A 15,337-nucleotide genomic window follows, 5' to 3' on the forward strand; every position below is an offset into this window, starting at 1 on the left:
ATGGCTATGACACTAGACGAACGTATGGACGAATTTTTCGCCCACAAACCCGCGATCCACCCCACGGCCTTCGTGGCGCCTACCGCCGCGGTCATCGGGCACGTGACGCTGGAGGAGGAGTCGAGCATCTGGTACCACACCGTGCTGCGGGCGGATATCAACCGCATTCACGTGGGCCCGCGCTCCAATATCCAGGACGGTTCGGTGGTGCACCTGGCCGACGATTACCCTGTGATCATCGGCGAACTGGTGACCATCGGCCATAAAGCCATGATCCACGCTTGCACGATCGGCGACGAGTGCTTGATCGGCATGGGAGCGATCATCTTGGACGGGGTGGAGATCGGGCCGCGTTCGATCATCGGCGCCGGGGCTGTCGTGACCGGCGGCACCAAGATCCCCGCCGGTTCGCTGGTCCTGGGCACACCGGGCAAGGTCGTCAAAACGCTCGACCTCGACGCGCAGAAAAACATCAAGACCTGGGCCGAGAAATACGTGGGCGTCTCGCGCCGCTTCCTGCAACACGTCCGGGAAAACCCGACCGGAGTTTACCTCTAGGAGATTTTATCGGGAACTTGAGGAATAAAACCTCAAGCTCCCCCGAGTTCCTGATTCTTCTTAAATTGATTGCCGAACGGGCGAGTTTGGCCGAAAATCTCCCTTTTCATGTCAGAGATTTCCAAAGCATACGAACCGCAGGCAGTTGAAGAAAAGTGGTACTCGCATTGGCTGGAGACCGGGGCCTTTACCCCTGATCCCGCCTCGGCGAAACCTGCCTATTCGATCGTCATCCCTCCGCCCAACGTGACGGGGATGCTGACCCTCGGGCACGTCCTGAACAACTCGATTCAGGACGTCCTGGCCCGGCGGGCGCGCATGCTGGGGCGCGAAGTTCTCTGGCTGCCCGGCACCGACCACGCGGGCATCGCCACCCAGACCGTGGTGGAAAAACGCCTCCGCAAGGAAGAGCACAAGACCCGGCGCGACCTGGGCCGCGAGGCCTTCCTGGAGCGCGTCTGGCATTGGAAGGAAAAGCACGGCGGCATCATCATCCAGCAGCTCAAAAAGCTCGGCTGTTCGTGCGACTGGAGCCGCGAACGCTTCACGATGGACTCGGAGTATTCCCGCCAGGTCCAGAAAGTTTTCGTCGATCTTTACAAGAAGGGCCACATCTACCGCGGCAAGCGGATGGTCAACTGGTGCCCCGTTTCGCTCACGGCCCTCTCGGATGAAGAGGTCATCATGAAGCCGCAGAACGGCTGGCTCTACCACATGAAATACGAGCTGGTCGAGCGCCCGGGCGAGTTCCTGGAAATCGCCACCACCCGGCCCGAGACCCTCATGGGCGACACCGCCGTGGCCGTCCACCCGGAGGACCCCCGCTACAAGCACCTGATCGGCCAGCACGTCTGGCGGCCCTTCCCGCGCAAGGAAATCCCGATCATCGGCGACGACCATCTCGACATGGCCTTCGGCACCGGCGTGCTGAAAGTCACCCCGGCCCACGACAAGGCCGACTTCGAGATCGGCGCGCGCCATCACCTGGAAGTCATCGACATTTTCAACCCCGACGCCACGCTCAACGAACTAGCCGGGCCGGAATTCGCGGGCCTGGACCGCTTCGTGGCCCGCAAGGCGGCCGTGGAGAAGCTCCGCGAGCTGGGCCTGCTGGTCAAAGAGGAGCCGTATCAAAACAACGTCGGCTACTCCGAACGCGCCGACGTGCCAATCGAGCCGCGCCTTTCCGAGCAGTGGTTCTTTAAATACCCGCAGGTCGAAGCCTCGCTCCAGGCCGTTAAAGACGGCACCATTCGGTTCCGCCCCGAGCGCTGGGCCACGGTTTACGAGCACTGGATGACCAACATCCAGGACTGGTGCATCAGCCGCCAGCTCTGGTGGGGCCACCGCATCCCCGTCTGGTACCGCAAGGACAACCCGAAGTGCATCCATTGCGACACCGTCCCGCCCACCGATCCGGAAAACTGGACCCAGGAAGAGGACGTGCTCGATACCTGGTTCTCCAGCTGGCTGTGGCCCTTTGCCACGATGGACGACCCGACACGGGCCAAGTTCTACCCGACGACCGACCTCGTCACCGGGCCGGACATCATTTTCTTCTGGGTCGCCCGCATGATCATGGCCGGGTACGAGTACACAGGCCGGGAGCCCTTCGCCAACGTCTTCTTCACCGGCCTCATCCGCGACATGCAGGGGCGCAAAATGTCGAAGTCGCTGGGCAACTCGCCCGATCCGCTCGACTTGATCGCCAAGTACGGCGCCGACGGCATCCGCTTCGGCCTCCTGCGCATCGCGCCGCAGGGGCAGGACATCCGCTTTGATGAAAAGCAGATCGAGGAAGGCCGCAACTTCGCCAATAAACTCTGGAACGCCGCCCGCTTCCGCCAGATGCACGGCCCCAGCGCGGCCGAGGTGAATCTCGCCGAACTGACGCTTTCGAGCTACTCGCTGGACATCCTGGCCAAGCTGCAAAAGCTCGTCGCCACCCTCGACGCGGCCTACGGCGAGTACCGCTTCAACGAAGTCGCCCAGGCGATGTACGACTTCTTCTGGAGCGAATACTGCGACAACTACGTGGAAGCCGCCAAGAGCGACATCTTCGGCGAAGACCCGGCAGCCAAGGCCTCCGCGCTCGCCGTCATGGACTTCGTCCTGGCCACCTTCCTGCGCCTGATCCAGCCCTTCATGCCGCACATCACGGCAGAGCTCTGGGAGACGCTCGGCTTCAAGGCCCCCAACCACAGCCACGGCAGCGAGCTGATGTACACGGCATGGCCCGAGGCCGCCACGCTGCTCGCGGGAGTCGATGCCACAGCCCTCGCCGCCGCTCAGGAGCGCGCAGCCGCCGTCTTCGAATCCGTCCGGCTCGCCCGCAACCTGCGCGCCGAAGTCCGCATCCCGTCGAACAAAAAGGTCAACTTCTTCCTCAAGCCCCAGCCCACCTGGGTCGCAGAGGAGAGCGCCACCTTTGCCCGGCTCATCAACGCCGAGGCCGTCACGCTCAACCCCGCCTATGAACCGGGCCGGGGCGAACCGCGCGTGCTCACCCCGCTGGGCGAGCTCTACCTGCCGCTGGAAGGCCTCGTGGACGCCGCCGCAGAGAAGGACCGCCTCGCCAAGGAAATCGCGAAAGTCGAAACGGAACTCGTCACCGTCAGGAAAAAGCTGGCAAACGAAAATTTCGTTCAACATGCACCCGCGGCTGTGGTAGAAGAACATCGCCGTCGCGAAGTAGACTGGAACGAGAAACTCGTCCAGCTCCGAAAAATGCAGCAAGCCCTCGGCGCGTAGCAGCTCTCCTCCCCCCCTCGCTCCCATGAAAACCTCAATGTGGACCCGTCTGGCCTTGGCACTCCTTTGCGGATGGATCCCGTTGAGCGCGCACGGCGACCTCCTCGCGCCCAACATGAACGTCAAAGACTCCATCGGGCGCGTGGATTCGATGCAGAGCGAGGGAGGCCTCACGGCGCAATTCTGGCTCACCTCCGACGAACAGATCTTCTCGGGGTGGGCCCGCACCGGGGCCATCCGGGACTTGAAGCCAACCGTCCAGGTCAAGCGCAACACGCCCCTCTTCCTCGCCCTCTTCCTGGTTGACCCGGGCGTCCGGACCATTCTGGGCCCCGGAGGCAAGCCGACGAGGAACTCCAACGCCACCTTCGACCTTTACGTCATCAACCCCAACGGCGTCCTCTGCCTGGCCAACAAAGCGCGCGCCGCGTGGAAGGGCGAACCGCCCCCCCCGGGGCTGATCACCCTCGCGCGCGACCGCGGCGTCATCGGCTTCGAGGCCATTGACCCGCTGGGGCAATACACCGTCATCGTAATCGTCCACGACAACATCCGGCACATCGACATGAAGCTCTCCCGCCGGTTGGAGTTGATCGACTAGACCAGCCATCTTTCCCAAACAAAAAAGCCCGGCATCCCATCGGACGCCGGGCTTTTTTTGTTTCGAATTAAACCGCGCTCCTACACATAGGAAAAATACTCAGGAATATAGAGTAATTTCCGGATCGCGCCTTCGAGGTCCTCGGGAAGGGTCTCCCGGGCCAGGCCCGATTTCGCGGCCAGCTTCGCCACCTCCACCGCGATCGCCACGGAGACTTCGCGGATTTGCTTGAGCGGCGGGTAAATGCGGCCGTGCTCCAGGTCGGTCTCGGTGACCATCGAAGCTAGCGTGCGCGCCGCCGTCAGGAACATCTCGTCGGTAACGAGACGGCTGTCGCTGGCGAGGACGCCCAGGCCGATGCCGGGGAAGATGTAGGCGTTATTACCCTGCCCCGGGATGAAATGACGGCCCTCGTAATCGACCGGCCCAAACGGGCTGCCGCTGGCGAAGACGGCCTGGCCCTTGCTCCACTCGTAGGCCTGCTGCGCCGTGCACTCGGCCTTGGAGGTCGGGTTGGAGAGGGCGAAAATGATCGGGCGGCCCGCCGCACGCGTGGCGGCTTCGATGACGGCCTGGGTGAAGGTCCCCGGCTGGCCCGAGGCGCCGATAAGCGCCGTGGGGCGCAGGGCTTCGATGATCTCCAGCGTGTCCTTGAGCGGCGCATGGTCCTGCGCAAAGCGCTGCTTGTGCTCGTTCAAGTCCGTGCGGCTCTTGACCACGAGCCCCTTGGAGTCGATGAACCAGCAAGCCCGGCGCGCCTCGGCCTCAGTAAGGCCTTCGTGCGTAAGAGCCGTGACCACCAGCTCGCCGACGCCCGTACCCGCCTCGCCCGCTCCGAAGAACAGGAAGCGCTGGTCGCGCAGCTTGCCCCCGGTGATGCGCAGGGCGGAGTAGATGCCCGAGAGGGCCACCGACGCGGTGCCCTGGATGTCGTCGTTGAAGGTGCAAACCCGCTCCCGGTACTTGGAGAGAAACCGGAAGGCGTTGTGGTTGGCGAAGTCTTCAAACTGAATGAGCGCCTTCGGGAAGGTCTCCGAAACCGCCGAGATGAATTCGTCAACCAGGTCGTCATACGCCTGGCCGGTGGTGCGGCGCTGGCGCAGGCCGAGGTAGAGCGGATCGTCGAGCAGGCTCTGGTTGTTGGTGCCCACGTCGATCAACACCGGCAAGCACTGGATCGGGTCGATGCCCGCGCAGGCGGTGTAGAGCGCGAGCTTCCCGATCGGGATGCCCATGCCGTTGGCGCCGAGATCGCCCAGGCCCAGGATGCGCTCGCCGTCGGTGACGACAATGACGCGGATGTCCTTGCGGGGCCAGTTGCGCAGCACTTCGGCGATACGGCCGCGCTCTTTCTCCGAGATGTACATCCCGTGCGAGCGGCGGAAGATCTGGCCAAACTGCTGGCAGGCGAGGCCAACGGTCGGCGTGTAGATGAGCGGCATCATCTCGTCGATGAACTCGGTGACGACCTTGTAATAGAGCGTCTCGTTACGGTCCTGGAGCGAGGAGAGGTCGATATAGCGTTCCAGATCGCTGGAGCGCTTCCGGTAGGTGATCAGGAAGCGTTTAACCTGGTCCTCCATCCCCTGAACGTGGGGAGGAACAAGACCGCGCAGCCCGAGGGCGTCGCGTTCGGCTTCACTAAAGGCAGTGCCCTTGTTAAGTGTCGGGTCCTGCATCAGGCGCAGTCCCGTTGGTAAATATCCTAAATGGCGTTTCATGCGAAATATGGCAAAAGGCGCTAACTCATCCGTTCAAGTCATGAGCCGCCTGGTGCAAAATCGCTTCTGAACGTAGGAAGAATCCCTGATTTCTGCCAGCCTATCTTTCGGGTTTTTTCTGATCCCTCGCATGACCGTCAAGGAAATCTACCTCGCTAAACCGATTTACCATTGACAGAAATGCGTAGATGGGGTGCCTTCTCCATGTGAATCCCCCGGCCCAGCCATCGCCGCCCACCCCGCTGCAATTGCGGTCTACGGGGGAGGAAAACCGGATTCCCGCCCTCACCGGCATCCGTGGCGTCGCCGTGCTGCTGGTAATGTACCTCCATTTCTTGCCCGAGGCTGCCTGGCCACAGCACGCCTGGATGAGGCGGATTTTCCAGACAGCCCTGGGAAGCGGCGTCGATCTTTTCTTTGTCCTCTCGGGATTTCTGATCACTGGCATCCTGCTCGATACCCGGGCGCGCCCCCATTATTTCCGGAATTTTTTCGCGCGCCGCGTCCTGCGCATCTTCCCTCTGTATTACGGAGTGCTCGCCGTTATTTTCGGCCTGCTGCCCGCGCTGGGGGTGCTCGGCGGGGCAGCGTTTGAGCAGGTGCGGGAGTTAAGCATCTGGCATTGGACCTACCTGAGCAACGTCGCATGGCTGCTGCACCCCCTGGGGCTCAATGCGCCGCAGATCGACCTACGTCACTTCTGGTCGCTGGCGGTGGAGGAGCATTTTTATCTCGTCTGGCCCCTGGTGATCGCTCTGGCCTCGCGGCGAGGGGTGCTGCGCATTTGCTCCGGGTTGCTCCTGTTATCGCTGACGGCAAGGCTCCTGAGCGCACGGTACGCCACGGATTTCCCCAACCTCGTTTTCCTGACGCCGTTTCACCTCGACGGCCTAGCCGCGGGCAGCTTCATGGCCGCGTTGACCCGCGACCCGGCTTGGCGGAGTTGGCTCCCCGCGACCAAGACCGCTCTCGCCACCGCATCGCTGGTCCTGGGCGGGCTGCTCGTCGCCCTCATGGGGCACACAACGCTCACCCACGCGCTCGGCCTTGCGCTGATCTCCGTGGCCCTGGCCTGCGCGGTTTTGCTGGTGCTGGCCGCGCCCAGGAGCGCTGTTTCGCGGATCTTGAGCTGTCGGCCGCTGCTGTTTTTCGGCGAATACAGCTACGGGCTTTACATCATTCACGGTCTGCTCGCCCCGGTGCTAAGCCACTGGACGCCCGAGGGCCCCTGGATCGCTGCGACCGGCTCGACGCTGCCTGGCTGTCTGCTGCTGGCCTCGGTGCGCATTGCACTGGTCCTCCCGCTCGCCTTGGTCTCCTGGCATTGCTACGAAGGACCGATCTTGAAGCTCAAACGGCACTTCAAGTAATACGATTTCCGCAGACAAAAGGCATTAAGGCTCACGCAAAGCCGCAAAGGCGCAAAGAAGAGACGCACCTGCCTTCTTTGCGCCTTTGCGTCTTTGCGTAGAATATTTTTATAGAGAGGCCATTGCGTGCCGTTTGACTATGAACGTCGTATAAGGCGCTTTCAACGTTTCAACGTTTCAACGATCAGCCAATCAACCGCCAAACGGATCGTTGAACGGCTCCCAGACAAAACAAAAAGGCCGAAGGGTTTCCCCTCCGGCCTTTTCGACAAGATAACCAGCTTACGCTTAGCGCGAGTAGAGTTCGACGATCAGCTGTTCGTTGACGATCGGAGCAATCTCCTCTCGGGTCGGGATGCGCTCCACGGTGCCCGAGAAGTTCTCCTTGTCGGCCGCGAGCCAATCCGGCACGGGGGCGATTTGGGTGAGCTCCAGGAAGCGCGAGGCCAGACCGCGCGAGGCGGGCTTGTCCTTGACGGCAACCTTGTCGCCAGCGCGGAGGTTGTACGAGGAAACGTCCACCTTCTTGCCGTTGACGGTCACATGTCCGTGCGAGACGAACTGACGGGCCGAGGCGCGGGAGTTGGCGAAACCGAGCCGGTAAACGACGTTGTCGAGCCGGGTCTCCAGGAGCTGGAGAAGGATCAGGCCGGTAACGCCACGGCGGGTAAGAGCGATCTGGAAGTAGCGGCGGAACTGCTTTTCCAGGACGCCGTATTGATAACGAAGCTTCTGCTTTTCAGCGAGAGCGAGAGCGTATTCGGACTGCTTGCGGCGCGATCCCTTGGGACCATGCATGCCGGGGCCGTAGTTCTTCCGCTCCAGCGCCTTCGACGGGCCGAAGATAGCCACCCCAAAGCGGCGGCTGATTTTGGATTTAGGACCAGTATAACGAGCCATATAAAACGATAGAGTTCAGATCAGACGCGGCGTTGTTTCGGAGGACGGCATCCGTTGTGAGGAACGGGAGTCACGTCCTTGATGACGGTGATGTCGAGGCCAATGGCCTGCATGGCGCGGACGGCGGACTCACGTCCGGCTCCCGGGCCCTTCACACGCACTTCGACTTCTTTGAGCCCGTGGCCCATGGCCTGGCGGCAGGCATCCTGCGCCACCATCTGAGCGGCGTAGGCGGTGCTCTTGCGGGAACCGCGGAAGCCAGCCTTGCCTGCGCTCGACCAGCCGATCACCGCGCCGTTTTGGTCGGTGATGCTGACGATCGTGTTATTGAAGCTCGCCTGGACGTGCGCAACACCGGTGTGCACGTTCTTGGAGCCTTTGGCTTTGATGATCTTAACCGGTTCGATCACGTTGGGATCAAGCGAGAGGTTTTCCTCTTTCTTGACTTCGGGAGCGGCCGCTGCTGCGGCGGCTGCTGCCGTCTTCTTGGACGCCTTGGGCGCCTTTTTCTTTGCGGCCCCTTCTGTAGCCGGGGTTGCCGGCGTAGCCGCTTCGGGAGCCACCGGAGCAGCCGCTTCAGGAGCGGCCGGTGTCACGGGTGCATTGTTTTCTTCTGCCATAAATCCTTAGTGCTGGAAATTGCTGGTAACTAGATCTTACTTGGCGTCCTTAGCGCGCTGCACGCCAACGGTCTTACGCGGGCCCTTGCGGGTGCGGGCGTTGGTGCCGGTGCGCTGGCCACGAACGGGCAGGCCGCGACGATGGCGGATGCCACGGTAGCTGTTGATGGCCTGGAGGCGCTTGAGGTTGCTCTGGATGTCGCGGCGAAGGTCGCCTTCGATCAAGAGGTTGTTGGCCGTGATCGCCTGGATGATCTGGTTGATTTGCTCAACCGAAAGGTCTTTGGCGCGGATATCGCCGTTGATGTTGGCTTGTTCGAGGATCTTTTTCGACCAGGAAGGCCCGATACCGTAAATGTACGGCAGGGAAGCCTCGATCCGTTTATCGCCGGGAATTTCAACTCCGAGTAGACGTGGCATAATTCAAAAAGATGATTGGGTTCTGGATGACGCCCGGGCGCTTAGCCTTGACGCTGCTTGTGTCGCGCATTCTTGCACAAAACGCGAACAACGCCCTTGCGCTTCACGATCTTGCAGGATTCGCACAGTCTCTTTACCGAGGCTCTTACTTTCATATCTCTAACGGTTTCTTGTTAAAACTGGTGTAGCCGGTCAAATACGCCGGGGTTATACGTCGGGTTTTGGGGACAAAAAAACCCCTCGGGAAAATCTCTTTCCCGAGAGCGGCTTTTAAAACTTTTGCCGGAAGGTTATCCGCCCCTTTGACAGGTCGTAAGGGGACATTTCTAGCAGAACTTTGTCGCCTGGCAAGATCCGAATGAAATGTAACCTCATTTTCCCGGAAATATGTGCCAAAACACGGTGTCCGTTGGGCAATTCCACCCGGAACATGGTGTTCGGCAACAGTTCAACGACTTTGCCTTCTACTTCAATTGCGTCTTTTCTCGCCATGTAAGAATCTCTGGTTCTCCTTCGGTGATAAGTACGGTGTGTTCGAAATGTGCAGAGGGTTTACCGTCTGCGGTGACGACTGTCCAGCCATCTTCGAGAATTCGGACGTCGCACACGCCAAGGTTGACCATCGGTTCGATAGCCAGCGTCATGCCCGGTTTGAGCCGCGGGCCGGTGCGGGGTTTGCCGTAGTTGGGCACTTGCGGCTCTTCGTGAAGTTTGCGCCCCACGCCGTGGCCGACGAATTCGCGCACGACGGTAAATCCATGCGCGGCGACGGTCTCCTCGACCGAGGCGCAGATGTCCCCCAGGCGGCCTCCGGCCAGGGCGTGGCTGATGGCGACCCGTAGCGATTCCTCGGAAATCTCGAGCAGCTTTTGCACGGCGGGATCGACGAGCCCGGCGGGAACGGTGGTGGCGGTGTCGCCCACGAAGCCGGATTTGATGACGCCGACATCCAGTTTCACGATGTCGCCATACTGGACTTTGCGTCCCCCGGCGATGCCGTGGACGACTTCTTCATTGACGGAAATACAAATATTGCCCGGGTAGCCATGGTAGCCGAGGAAGGCGGAGCGCCCTCCGGTCTCGGCGATGAATTGTGCGGCGGCCTCGTCGAGTTCCTTGGTTGTCACCCCGGGCTGAACCAACGCAGCAACACGGCCCAGGACTTCGCCGGTGGCTCGTCCGGCAATGCGCATTTTATCAATTTCCTTGGCGGTCTTAATCGGAATCATGGTCGATTTAAACTCCGTGCGCCTCCAAAATGGAAATGATTTCGCTAAAAACCGCATCGGGAGCCTGTGCGGCTCCAACAGTTCGAAGCAGTCCACGCTTCCGGTAGAAGTCGATGAGCGGGCTGGTTTTCTCGCGGTATTGATTCATCCGATGCCGAAACGCTTCGAGGGTATCGTCGGTGCGGCGGATGAGTTTTCCGCCACAAACGGGGCATGGAACGTCTGCGGAAGCCACATCGTTTCCGATGCCGAAACTCCCCCCGCAGGCCGGGCACGTAACGCGATTGAGCACGCGGCGCTGGACGACTTCCTCGGGGACATCGAAAAACAGGACGGCATCAAGCGCTTCGCCGCGCTCACTAAGAAGTTCTTCAAGCGCTTCGGCTTGTTCGATATCGCGGGGAAAGCCGTCGAAAAGAAATTTTCCCGTATGTGCTTTGAGCCATTCCCGAACGAGGGTAATGACCATGGAGTCCGGGACCATAGAGCCGTCCCGGGTGATTCGATCGGCCTCGATGCCGAGGGCCGTTCCCCTGCGCTTCTCGTCGCGCATCATGGCCCCTGGCGAGGCCGAGGGGATTCCAAAGCGGGCCTTCAACCGATCCGCTTGCACCCCCTTACCGGACGCGGGTGGCCCTAACAGCACAATCCGCGTTTTCAATCTACCGGGTCCCGTGAGCGAGGAAATAAACCGCGAAGATCAGGATCAGGGCAGAGACTCCGGCGTAGAGCCAGACGATTCCACCCGCCTGTACCGCTTCGCCGAACCCCGAGGGCTTGTTTTCAAAACGTCCACGAATGCGGCCCTTGCGAAGGAAGCCGTCGTAGTGGCGCTGAATCAAGTGGGTCTCGATCTGGCGCATGGTGTCAAGCACAACACCGACCATAATCAGCAAGCTGGTGCCGCCGAAGAAGGAGGCTGCCATGTATGGGATGCCCATTGCCCGGGTGAGCAACTGAGGCAGCACCGCAATGATCGTGAGGAACACCGCACCGGCAAACGTCAGCCGGTTCATGGCGAAGTTAAGGTAATCGGCCGTCGGCTTGCCCGGACGCACGCCAGGAATATAGCCACCGTACTTTTTAAGGTCATCGGCGATCTGCTGCGGCTGGAACTGCGTGGCAACCCAGAAGTAGCTGAAGAAGAAAATCATCGCGCCGTAGATCGTGTAGTGCCACGTGCCGTCGACGAGGCTTGAGGCGATCTTCTGCACCCAGTCAATGCCGCGAAGCGCGGGAAGCTGGGCAATCTGCGGCGGGAACATCAGGAGCGCCTGGCCGAAGATGATCGGCATAACGCCCGCATAGTTGACCTTGAGGGGCATGTACTGCGTGCCGCCGCCGGTCTGGCGCCGCCCCACCACGCGCTTGGCGTATTGGATGGCCACCTTGCGCTGAGCCTGGGTGACGCAAATCACCGCAGCCACAACGAGGAAGAAGAAGGCGATCATCAGCACGAGCGCCATCGGGCGCACGCCCTGGCTGGCCCCGGCGGTCACGTCGCTCGGAACGAAGAGATTCCAAACTTGGATCAAACCTGCGGGCAGGCGGGCTACGATGCCGATGGTGATGATCAGCGACATGCCGTTGCCGATCCCGCGATCGGTAATCTGGTCACCGAGCCACATCATAAACATCGTTCCGGCGGTAAGGACGATTACCGCGGGAATCACAAAGCCGAAGCCCGAGTTAACGACCAAAGGCCGTCCGATGCGAGCCACCGTTTCGGCGATGCCCGGCAGGAACGGGTTGGAACTCGGATTCTGGAAGGTCATCGCCAGCGCGTACCCCTGCCCAAGACAGAGGGCAATGGTCGCATAGCGCGTGTACTGCATGATCTTCTGCCGCCCGCCGTCTTCTTTCGCCAGCTTGGCCAGCTTGGGGATGACGGCTGTTAGCAGCTGCATCATGATCGACGCACTAATGTACGGCATGACGCCCAGGGAGAAAATAGCGCAGTTCTCCATGGCGCCGCCGCTAAACAGGTTGAAGAGAGCGGCAAAGCTGCTCCCTCCGGCCTGATGCTGGGCTTCGTATTTAAACCACTCGTGGAGGACCGAGACGTCGATTCCCGGGCAGGTGATGGCAGCTCCGAGGCGCACCACCACCAAGATCAACAGCGTGAAGAGAATACGATTCCGGAGCTCCGGAATCTTAAACGTGTTGGTAAATGCCGAGATCATTCAGTAAGGTTCGTCCGGTCTCCAGGTGCTCCGCGTTTACTCCGCGGCAGCAGCCTGAACGGTGCCGCCCGCTTTCTGAATTTTTTCAACGGCGGCCGCGCTCACTTTGTCCACGGCGACGGTCAGTTTCTTGGTCAGTTCCCCGTTTGCGAGGACCTTGACGCCGTCATACTTGCCACGGATAAGCTTCTTTTCGAGAAGAGTCGCTTCGTTGACTGTGGCGCCGTCGTCGAACCCGTTGAGGTCGGCGACGTTCACGGTCGCGTAAACGGTCTTGAAAGCAGCGTTGTTGAAGCCGCGCTTAGGAAGACGGCGGATAAGGGGCATCTGGCCGCCTTCGAACCCGAGGCGGATGGAACCACCCGAACGGGCTTTCTGGCCTTTGTGGCCTTTGCCGGAAGTTTTGCCGTGCCCGGAGCTTTCACCGCATCCAAGCCGCTTGACGCGGTGCTTGGAATTGGGGCGGGGCTTTAAGGTCGCGAGATTCATGGATTAAGCTTGGGTTGCGGCAGGCTTCTTTTCGATGCCGCGGATTTTGTAAATGTCTTCACGCAGACGCAGGCTCTTGAGGGCCTCGAGGGTCGCCTTGACGACGTTGGCATGGTTGCCAGAGCCGAGGGACTTCGCGAGCACGTCTTTGATGCCGGCTGCTTCGATGACGGCGCGAACGCCGCCACCCGCGATCACACCGGTACCGGGCGAGGCAGGACGCAGGAGAACGCGCCCGCCGCCGAATTCACCGATGACTTCGTGAGGAATGGTGTTGTTGAAAACGGCTACCGTCCCGAGGGACTTCTTGGCCGCGTCGGACGCCTTGCGAATGGCTTCGGAAACTTCGTTCGCCTTGCCAAAGCCGTAACCGACTTTGCCTGCTTTGTTTCCAGTCACGATCAGAGCGCTGAAGCTGAACCGACGGCCACCTTTAACGACCTTGGCGCAACGGTTGATGAATACGACCTTTTCCGTGAGATCCGACTTGGGTTCGTTGGATTCCCGGTTCCGGTCGCCGCGGCGGTCGCCTCGATTTCCACGTTGATTAGGAGCTGCCATAACTTAGAATTCTAGTCCGCCTTCGCGCGCGGCATCGGCGAGCGCTTTAACTTTGCCGTGATATTGGAAGCCACCGCGATCGAAGACGACCTTGGAGACATTCGCTTTCTTGCTGCGCTCGGCAACGAGCTTGCCGATTACTGCCGCGGTGGCGCTGTTCGCACGCACCGTGGTGTCGCCTGCCAGGCTCTTCTCGGTCGTCGTGGCGGCAGCCAATGTGCGGCCGGTCACGTCGTCGATCACCTGGGCATAAATATTCTTGCCCGAAAAATGCACTGCCAAACGAGGGCGATCCACCGTCCCGACAATCCGCTTCCGGAGCCGGACATGGCGCAATTTAACTTTTTCCAGAGATGCCATAGGAGATTATTGAACGGTTTTGCCTTCCTTGCGGACGACGTGTTCGTCAGAGTAACGGACACCCTTGCCCTTGTAAGGCTCGGGCGGATAGTAGCCACGGATGTCAGCTGCGACCTGGCCGACGACTTTCTTGTCGATGCCTTCGACCTTCAGCTTGGTGTTTTCCGTGACGGTGATTTTGATGCCTTCCGGGATGGGGAAGAGGACAGGATGGGAGAATCCGAGGCTGAGGTTCAAGACCTTGCCTTGGACGGCGGCCTTGAAGCCGACGCCCTGGATTTCGAGATCCTTGCTGAATCCTTCGGAAACGCCGATGACCATGTTGGCCACGAGAGCGCGGGAGAGGCCGTGCAGGGCACGGACGCTGCGCTGTTCGTTGGCGCGCTCGACGACGACTTTGGATTCTTCAACCTTCGCGGTGATCTGTTTGGGCAGGGTCCACTCGAGCTTGCCTTTGGGGCCCTCGACTTTGACTCCACCTTCCGCAGAGACGGCGACTTTCACCGCCTTCGGCAGATCGATAGCTTTTTTACCAATTCGCGACATACAAATTAAAGGGTATTACCAAACGTAGGCGAGCAGTTCGCCACCGACGTTTTGTTTCTTTGCTTCGCGCCCCGTGATGATTCCGCGAGGCGTGGAGAGGATGGAAATCCCGAGGCCGCCGAGAACGCGCGGAATTTCCTGGGAACCAACATAACGGCGAAGACCCGGCTTGCTGACGCGCTTAAGGCCGGTAATGGCCGGGGCGCGGTTGACAAACTTGTTCGTGATGCGAATCTCGGGGAATTTGCCAGTGGAGATAATTTCGTAACCGGCAATGTAGCCTTCCTGCTTCAGGATGCGGGCGATTTCCGCCTTGATCTTGGAATAGGGGGCCACCGTTTCCGTTTTGGCCGCGTTGTAGCTGTTACGCAGACGCGTGAGAAAGTCGGCAATGGGATCGGACAAATGGCTCATATCTTATTCTATTTAGGCCGCTTGGAATTAGGCCGCTTTAGGGGCGGCGGGTTTCTTGGCCTTATCGGTGAACGGAACGCCCATTTCAGACAGCAACGCTTTCGCGTCGGCGTTGGTGGTTGCACTCGTTACGATGGTGATGTCAAACCCGACGTTCCGCTTGATTTTGTCGAGTTCCACTTCAGGGAAAATGCTCTGGTCGGCGACGCCGAGCGTGTAGTTGCCCTGACCGTCAAATGCCTTCGGCGAGATCCCGCGGAAGTCGCGGATACGCGGGAGGGCCGTCTTGATGAGACGTTCCAAAAATTCGTACATCCGGGCGCCACGAAGGGTGACCTTCGCGCCGATGGCTTGTTCGCCACGCAGTTTGAAGTTTGCGATGCTCTTCTTGGCGCGGGTTTCCGCCGGCTTCTGGCCGGTGATCAGGGCGAGTTCCGCTTTCGCGTCCTCAAGCGCCTGTTTCACGTCGGTGGCGGACCCAACGCAGGTGTTAACGACCACCTTCTTGATGAAGGGGATCTGGTGCGGGTTCTTGACTCCGAGCTTTTCTTTCAGAGCCGGAACAACCCGTTCCTTGTATTCGGTATAAAATTCTACTGCCATATGCGTTTCCG

19 protein-coding genes are annotated in these 15,337 nt (G+C 60.3%); 4 read left to right on the forward strand and 15 right to left on the reverse strand.

Annotated features, from left to right (window positions below; all coding sequences use genetic code 11):
• The 3 genes from B2828_RS00495 to B2828_RS00505 all read left to right on the forward strand — a co-directional run bounded on the left by B2828_RS00495 (nucleotide 1) and on the right by B2828_RS00505 (nucleotide 3,910).
• The gene (locus B2828_RS00495) at nucleotides 1-558 is read left to right on the forward strand and encodes a gamma carbonic anhydrase family protein (RefSeq protein WP_479631710.1); all 558 of its coding nucleotides are present in this window, start codon (nucleotides 1-3) and stop codon (nucleotides 556-558) included.
• A 108-nt stretch (nucleotides 559-666) separates the two neighbouring features.
• Nucleotides 667-3,309, forward strand: coding sequence for a valine--tRNA ligase (locus B2828_RS00500; protein ID WP_479631711.1), 2,643 nt, complete (start codon nucleotides 667-669; stop codon nucleotides 3,307-3,309).
• 25 nt (nucleotides 3,310-3,334) lie between these two features.
• Nucleotides 3,335-3,910: a hypothetical protein gene (locus tag B2828_RS00505; RefSeq protein WP_479631712.1), complete on the forward strand. Its 576-nt coding sequence runs from the start codon at nucleotides 3,335-3,337 to the stop codon at nucleotides 3,908-3,910.
• 80 nt (nucleotides 3,911-3,990) lie between these two features.
• On the opposite strand, the gene B2828_RS00510 is transcribed toward B2828_RS00505, so the two are convergent.
• The gene (locus B2828_RS00510) at nucleotides 3,991-5,631 is read right to left on the reverse strand and encodes an NAD-dependent malic enzyme (protein ID WP_479631713.1); all 1,641 of its coding nucleotides are present in this window, start codon (nucleotides 5,629-5,631) and stop codon (nucleotides 3,991-3,993) included.
• 206 nt (nucleotides 5,632-5,837) lie between these two features.
• Between B2828_RS00510 and B2828_RS00515 the strand changes: the two genes are divergently transcribed.
• On the forward strand, nucleotides 5,838-7,001 hold the full coding sequence (locus tag B2828_RS00515; protein ID WP_479631714.1) for an acyltransferase family protein: 1,164 nt from the start codon (nucleotides 5,838-5,840) through the stop codon (nucleotides 6,999-7,001).
• Between the two features lie 288 nt (nucleotides 7,002-7,289).
• On the opposite strand, the gene rpsD is transcribed toward B2828_RS00515, so the two are convergent.
• The 14 genes from rpsD to rplE all read right to left on the reverse strand — a co-directional run bounded on the left by rpsD (nucleotide 7,290) and on the right by rplE (nucleotide 15,326).
• The gene (gene rpsD, locus B2828_RS00520) at nucleotides 7,290-7,901 is read right to left on the reverse strand and encodes a 30S ribosomal protein S4 (protein WP_479631715.1); all 612 of its coding nucleotides are present in this window, start codon (nucleotides 7,899-7,901) and stop codon (nucleotides 7,290-7,292) included.
• Nucleotides 7,902-7,921: 20 nt separating this feature from the next.
• Nucleotides 7,922-8,521 carry a 30S ribosomal protein S11 gene (gene rpsK / locus B2828_RS00525; protein WP_479631716.1) on the reverse strand — a complete coding sequence of 200 codons (600 nt, stop codon included), beginning with the start codon at nucleotides 8,519-8,521 and terminating at the stop codon, nucleotides 7,922-7,924.
• Between the two features lie 36 nt (nucleotides 8,522-8,557).
• The gene (gene rpsM / locus B2828_RS00530; protein WP_479631717.1) at nucleotides 8,558-8,941 is read right to left on the reverse strand and encodes a 30S ribosomal protein S13; all 384 of its coding nucleotides are present in this window, start codon (nucleotides 8,939-8,941) and stop codon (nucleotides 8,558-8,560) included.
• Between the two features lie 41 nt (nucleotides 8,942-8,982).
• Nucleotides 8,983-9,096 (reverse strand): 50S ribosomal protein L36, encoded by a 114-nt coding sequence (gene rpmJ, locus B2828_RS00535; RefSeq protein ID WP_479631718.1) that lies wholly within the window; start codon nucleotides 9,094-9,096, stop codon nucleotides 8,983-8,985.
• A gap of 115 nt (nucleotides 9,097-9,211) precedes the next feature.
• Nucleotides 9,212-9,433 (reverse strand): translation initiation factor IF-1, encoded by a 222-nt coding sequence (gene infA / locus B2828_RS00540; protein ID WP_479631719.1) that lies wholly within the window; start codon nucleotides 9,431-9,433, stop codon nucleotides 9,212-9,214.
• Nucleotides 9,406-10,170, reverse strand: a complete 765-nt coding sequence (gene map / locus B2828_RS00545; RefSeq protein WP_479631720.1) for a type I methionyl aminopeptidase — start codon at nucleotides 10,168-10,170, stop codon at nucleotides 9,406-9,408. Before map ends, infA begins: the two co-directional genes overlap by 28 nt.
• A gap of 7 nt (nucleotides 10,171-10,177) precedes the next feature.
• On the reverse strand, nucleotides 10,178-10,816 hold the full coding sequence (locus B2828_RS00550) for an adenylate kinase (RefSeq protein WP_479631721.1): 639 nt from the start codon (nucleotides 10,814-10,816) through the stop codon (nucleotides 10,178-10,180).
• Between the two features lie 16 nt (nucleotides 10,817-10,832).
• Nucleotides 10,833-12,353, reverse strand: coding sequence for a preprotein translocase subunit SecY (gene secY / locus B2828_RS00555; protein ID WP_479631722.1), 1,521 nt, complete (start codon nucleotides 12,351-12,353; stop codon nucleotides 10,833-10,835).
• A 36-nt stretch (nucleotides 12,354-12,389) separates the two neighbouring features.
• Complete coding sequence (gene rplO / locus B2828_RS00560; RefSeq protein ID WP_479631723.1) at nucleotides 12,390-12,842, reverse strand: 50S ribosomal protein L15; 453 nt, start codon at nucleotides 12,840-12,842, stop codon at nucleotides 12,390-12,392.
• A gap of 3 nt (nucleotides 12,843-12,845) precedes the next feature.
• Nucleotides 12,846-13,403 carry a 30S ribosomal protein S5 gene (gene rpsE, locus B2828_RS00565; protein ID WP_479631724.1) on the reverse strand — a complete coding sequence of 186 codons (558 nt, stop codon included), beginning with the start codon at nucleotides 13,401-13,403 and terminating at the stop codon, nucleotides 12,846-12,848.
• 3 nt (nucleotides 13,404-13,406) lie between these two features.
• Nucleotides 13,407-13,763 (reverse strand): 50S ribosomal protein L18, encoded by a 357-nt coding sequence (rplR, locus tag B2828_RS00570; RefSeq protein WP_479631725.1) that lies wholly within the window; start codon nucleotides 13,761-13,763, stop codon nucleotides 13,407-13,409.
• 6 nt (nucleotides 13,764-13,769) lie between these two features.
• Nucleotides 13,770-14,309 (reverse strand): 50S ribosomal protein L6, encoded by a 540-nt coding sequence (gene rplF, locus B2828_RS00575; RefSeq protein WP_479631726.1) that lies wholly within the window; start codon nucleotides 14,307-14,309, stop codon nucleotides 13,770-13,772.
• 15 nt (nucleotides 14,310-14,324) lie between these two features.
• On the reverse strand, nucleotides 14,325-14,723 hold the full coding sequence (rpsH, locus tag B2828_RS00580; protein ID WP_479631727.1) for a 30S ribosomal protein S8: 399 nt from the start codon (nucleotides 14,721-14,723) through the stop codon (nucleotides 14,325-14,327).
• Nucleotides 14,724-14,750: 27 nt separating this feature from the next.
• Nucleotides 14,751-15,326: a 50S ribosomal protein L5 gene (gene rplE, locus B2828_RS00585; protein WP_479631728.1), complete on the reverse strand. Its 576-nt coding sequence runs from the start codon at nucleotides 15,324-15,326 to the stop codon at nucleotides 14,751-14,753.
• Between the last annotated feature and the right edge of the window lie 11 nt (nucleotides 15,327-15,337).

This window comes from Spartobacteria bacterium UBA695 (genome assembly GCA_002298145.1).
GTDB lineage: Bacteria > Verrucomicrobiota > Verrucomicrobiia > Chthoniobacterales > Chthoniobacteraceae > UBA695.

What these genes read in the sequence shown, in the direction of transcription:
- B2828_RS00495 (WP_479631710.1), top strand. Translation starts at nt 1, where the DNA reads ATGGCTATGACACTAGACGAACGTATGGACGAATTTTTCGCCCACAAA.
- B2828_RS00500 (WP_479631711.1), top strand. Translation starts at nt 667, where the DNA reads ATGTCAGAGATTTCCAAAGCATACGAACCGCAGGCAGTTGAAGAAAAG.
- B2828_RS00505 (WP_479631712.1), top strand. Translation starts at nt 3,335, where the DNA reads ATGAAAACCTCAATGTGGACCCGTCTGGCCTTGGCACTCCTTTGCGGA.
- B2828_RS00510 (WP_479631713.1), bottom strand. Translation starts at nt 5,631, where the DNA reads ATGAAACGCCATTTAGGATATTTACCAACGGGACTGCGCCTGATGCAG.
- rpsD (WP_479631715.1), bottom strand. Translation starts at nt 7,901, where the DNA reads ATGGCTCGTTATACTGGTCCTAAATCCAAAATCAGCCGCCGCTTTGGG.
- rpsK (WP_479631716.1), bottom strand. Translation starts at nt 8,521, where the DNA reads ATGGCAGAAGAAAACAATGCACCCGTGACACCGGCCGCTCCTGAAGCG.
- rpsM (WP_479631717.1), bottom strand. Translation starts at nt 8,941, where the DNA reads ATGCCACGTCTACTCGGAGTTGAAATTCCCGGCGATAAACGGATCGAG.
- rpmJ (WP_479631718.1), bottom strand. Translation starts at nt 9,096, where the DNA reads ATGAAAGTAAGAGCCTCGGTAAAGAGACTGTGCGAATCCTGCAAGATC.
- infA (WP_479631719.1), bottom strand. Translation starts at nt 9,433, where the DNA reads ATGGCGAGAAAAGACGCAATTGAAGTAGAAGGCAAAGTCGTTGAACTG.
- map (WP_479631720.1), bottom strand. Translation starts at nt 10,170, where the DNA reads ATGATTCCGATTAAGACCGCCAAGGAAATTGATAAAATGCGCATTGCC.
- secY (WP_479631722.1), bottom strand. Translation starts at nt 12,353, where the DNA reads ATGATCTCGGCATTTACCAACACGTTTAAGATTCCGGAGCTCCGGAAT.
- rplO (WP_479631723.1), bottom strand. Translation starts at nt 12,842, where the DNA reads ATGAATCTCGCGACCTTAAAGCCCCGCCCCAATTCCAAGCACCGCGTC.
- rpsE (WP_479631724.1), bottom strand. Translation starts at nt 13,403, where the DNA reads ATGGCAGCTCCTAATCAACGTGGAAATCGAGGCGACCGCCGCGGCGAC.
- rplR (WP_479631725.1), bottom strand. Translation starts at nt 13,763, where the DNA reads ATGGCATCTCTGGAAAAAGTTAAATTGCGCCATGTCCGGCTCCGGAAG.
- rplF (WP_479631726.1), bottom strand. Translation starts at nt 14,309, where the DNA reads ATGTCGCGAATTGGTAAAAAAGCTATCGATCTGCCGAAGGCGGTGAAA.
- rpsH (WP_479631727.1), bottom strand. Translation starts at nt 14,723, where the DNA reads ATGAGCCATTTGTCCGATCCCATTGCCGACTTTCTCACGCGTCTGCGT.
- rplE (WP_479631728.1), bottom strand. Translation starts at nt 15,326, where the DNA reads ATGGCAGTAGAATTTTATACCGAATACAAGGAACGGGTTGTTCCGGCT.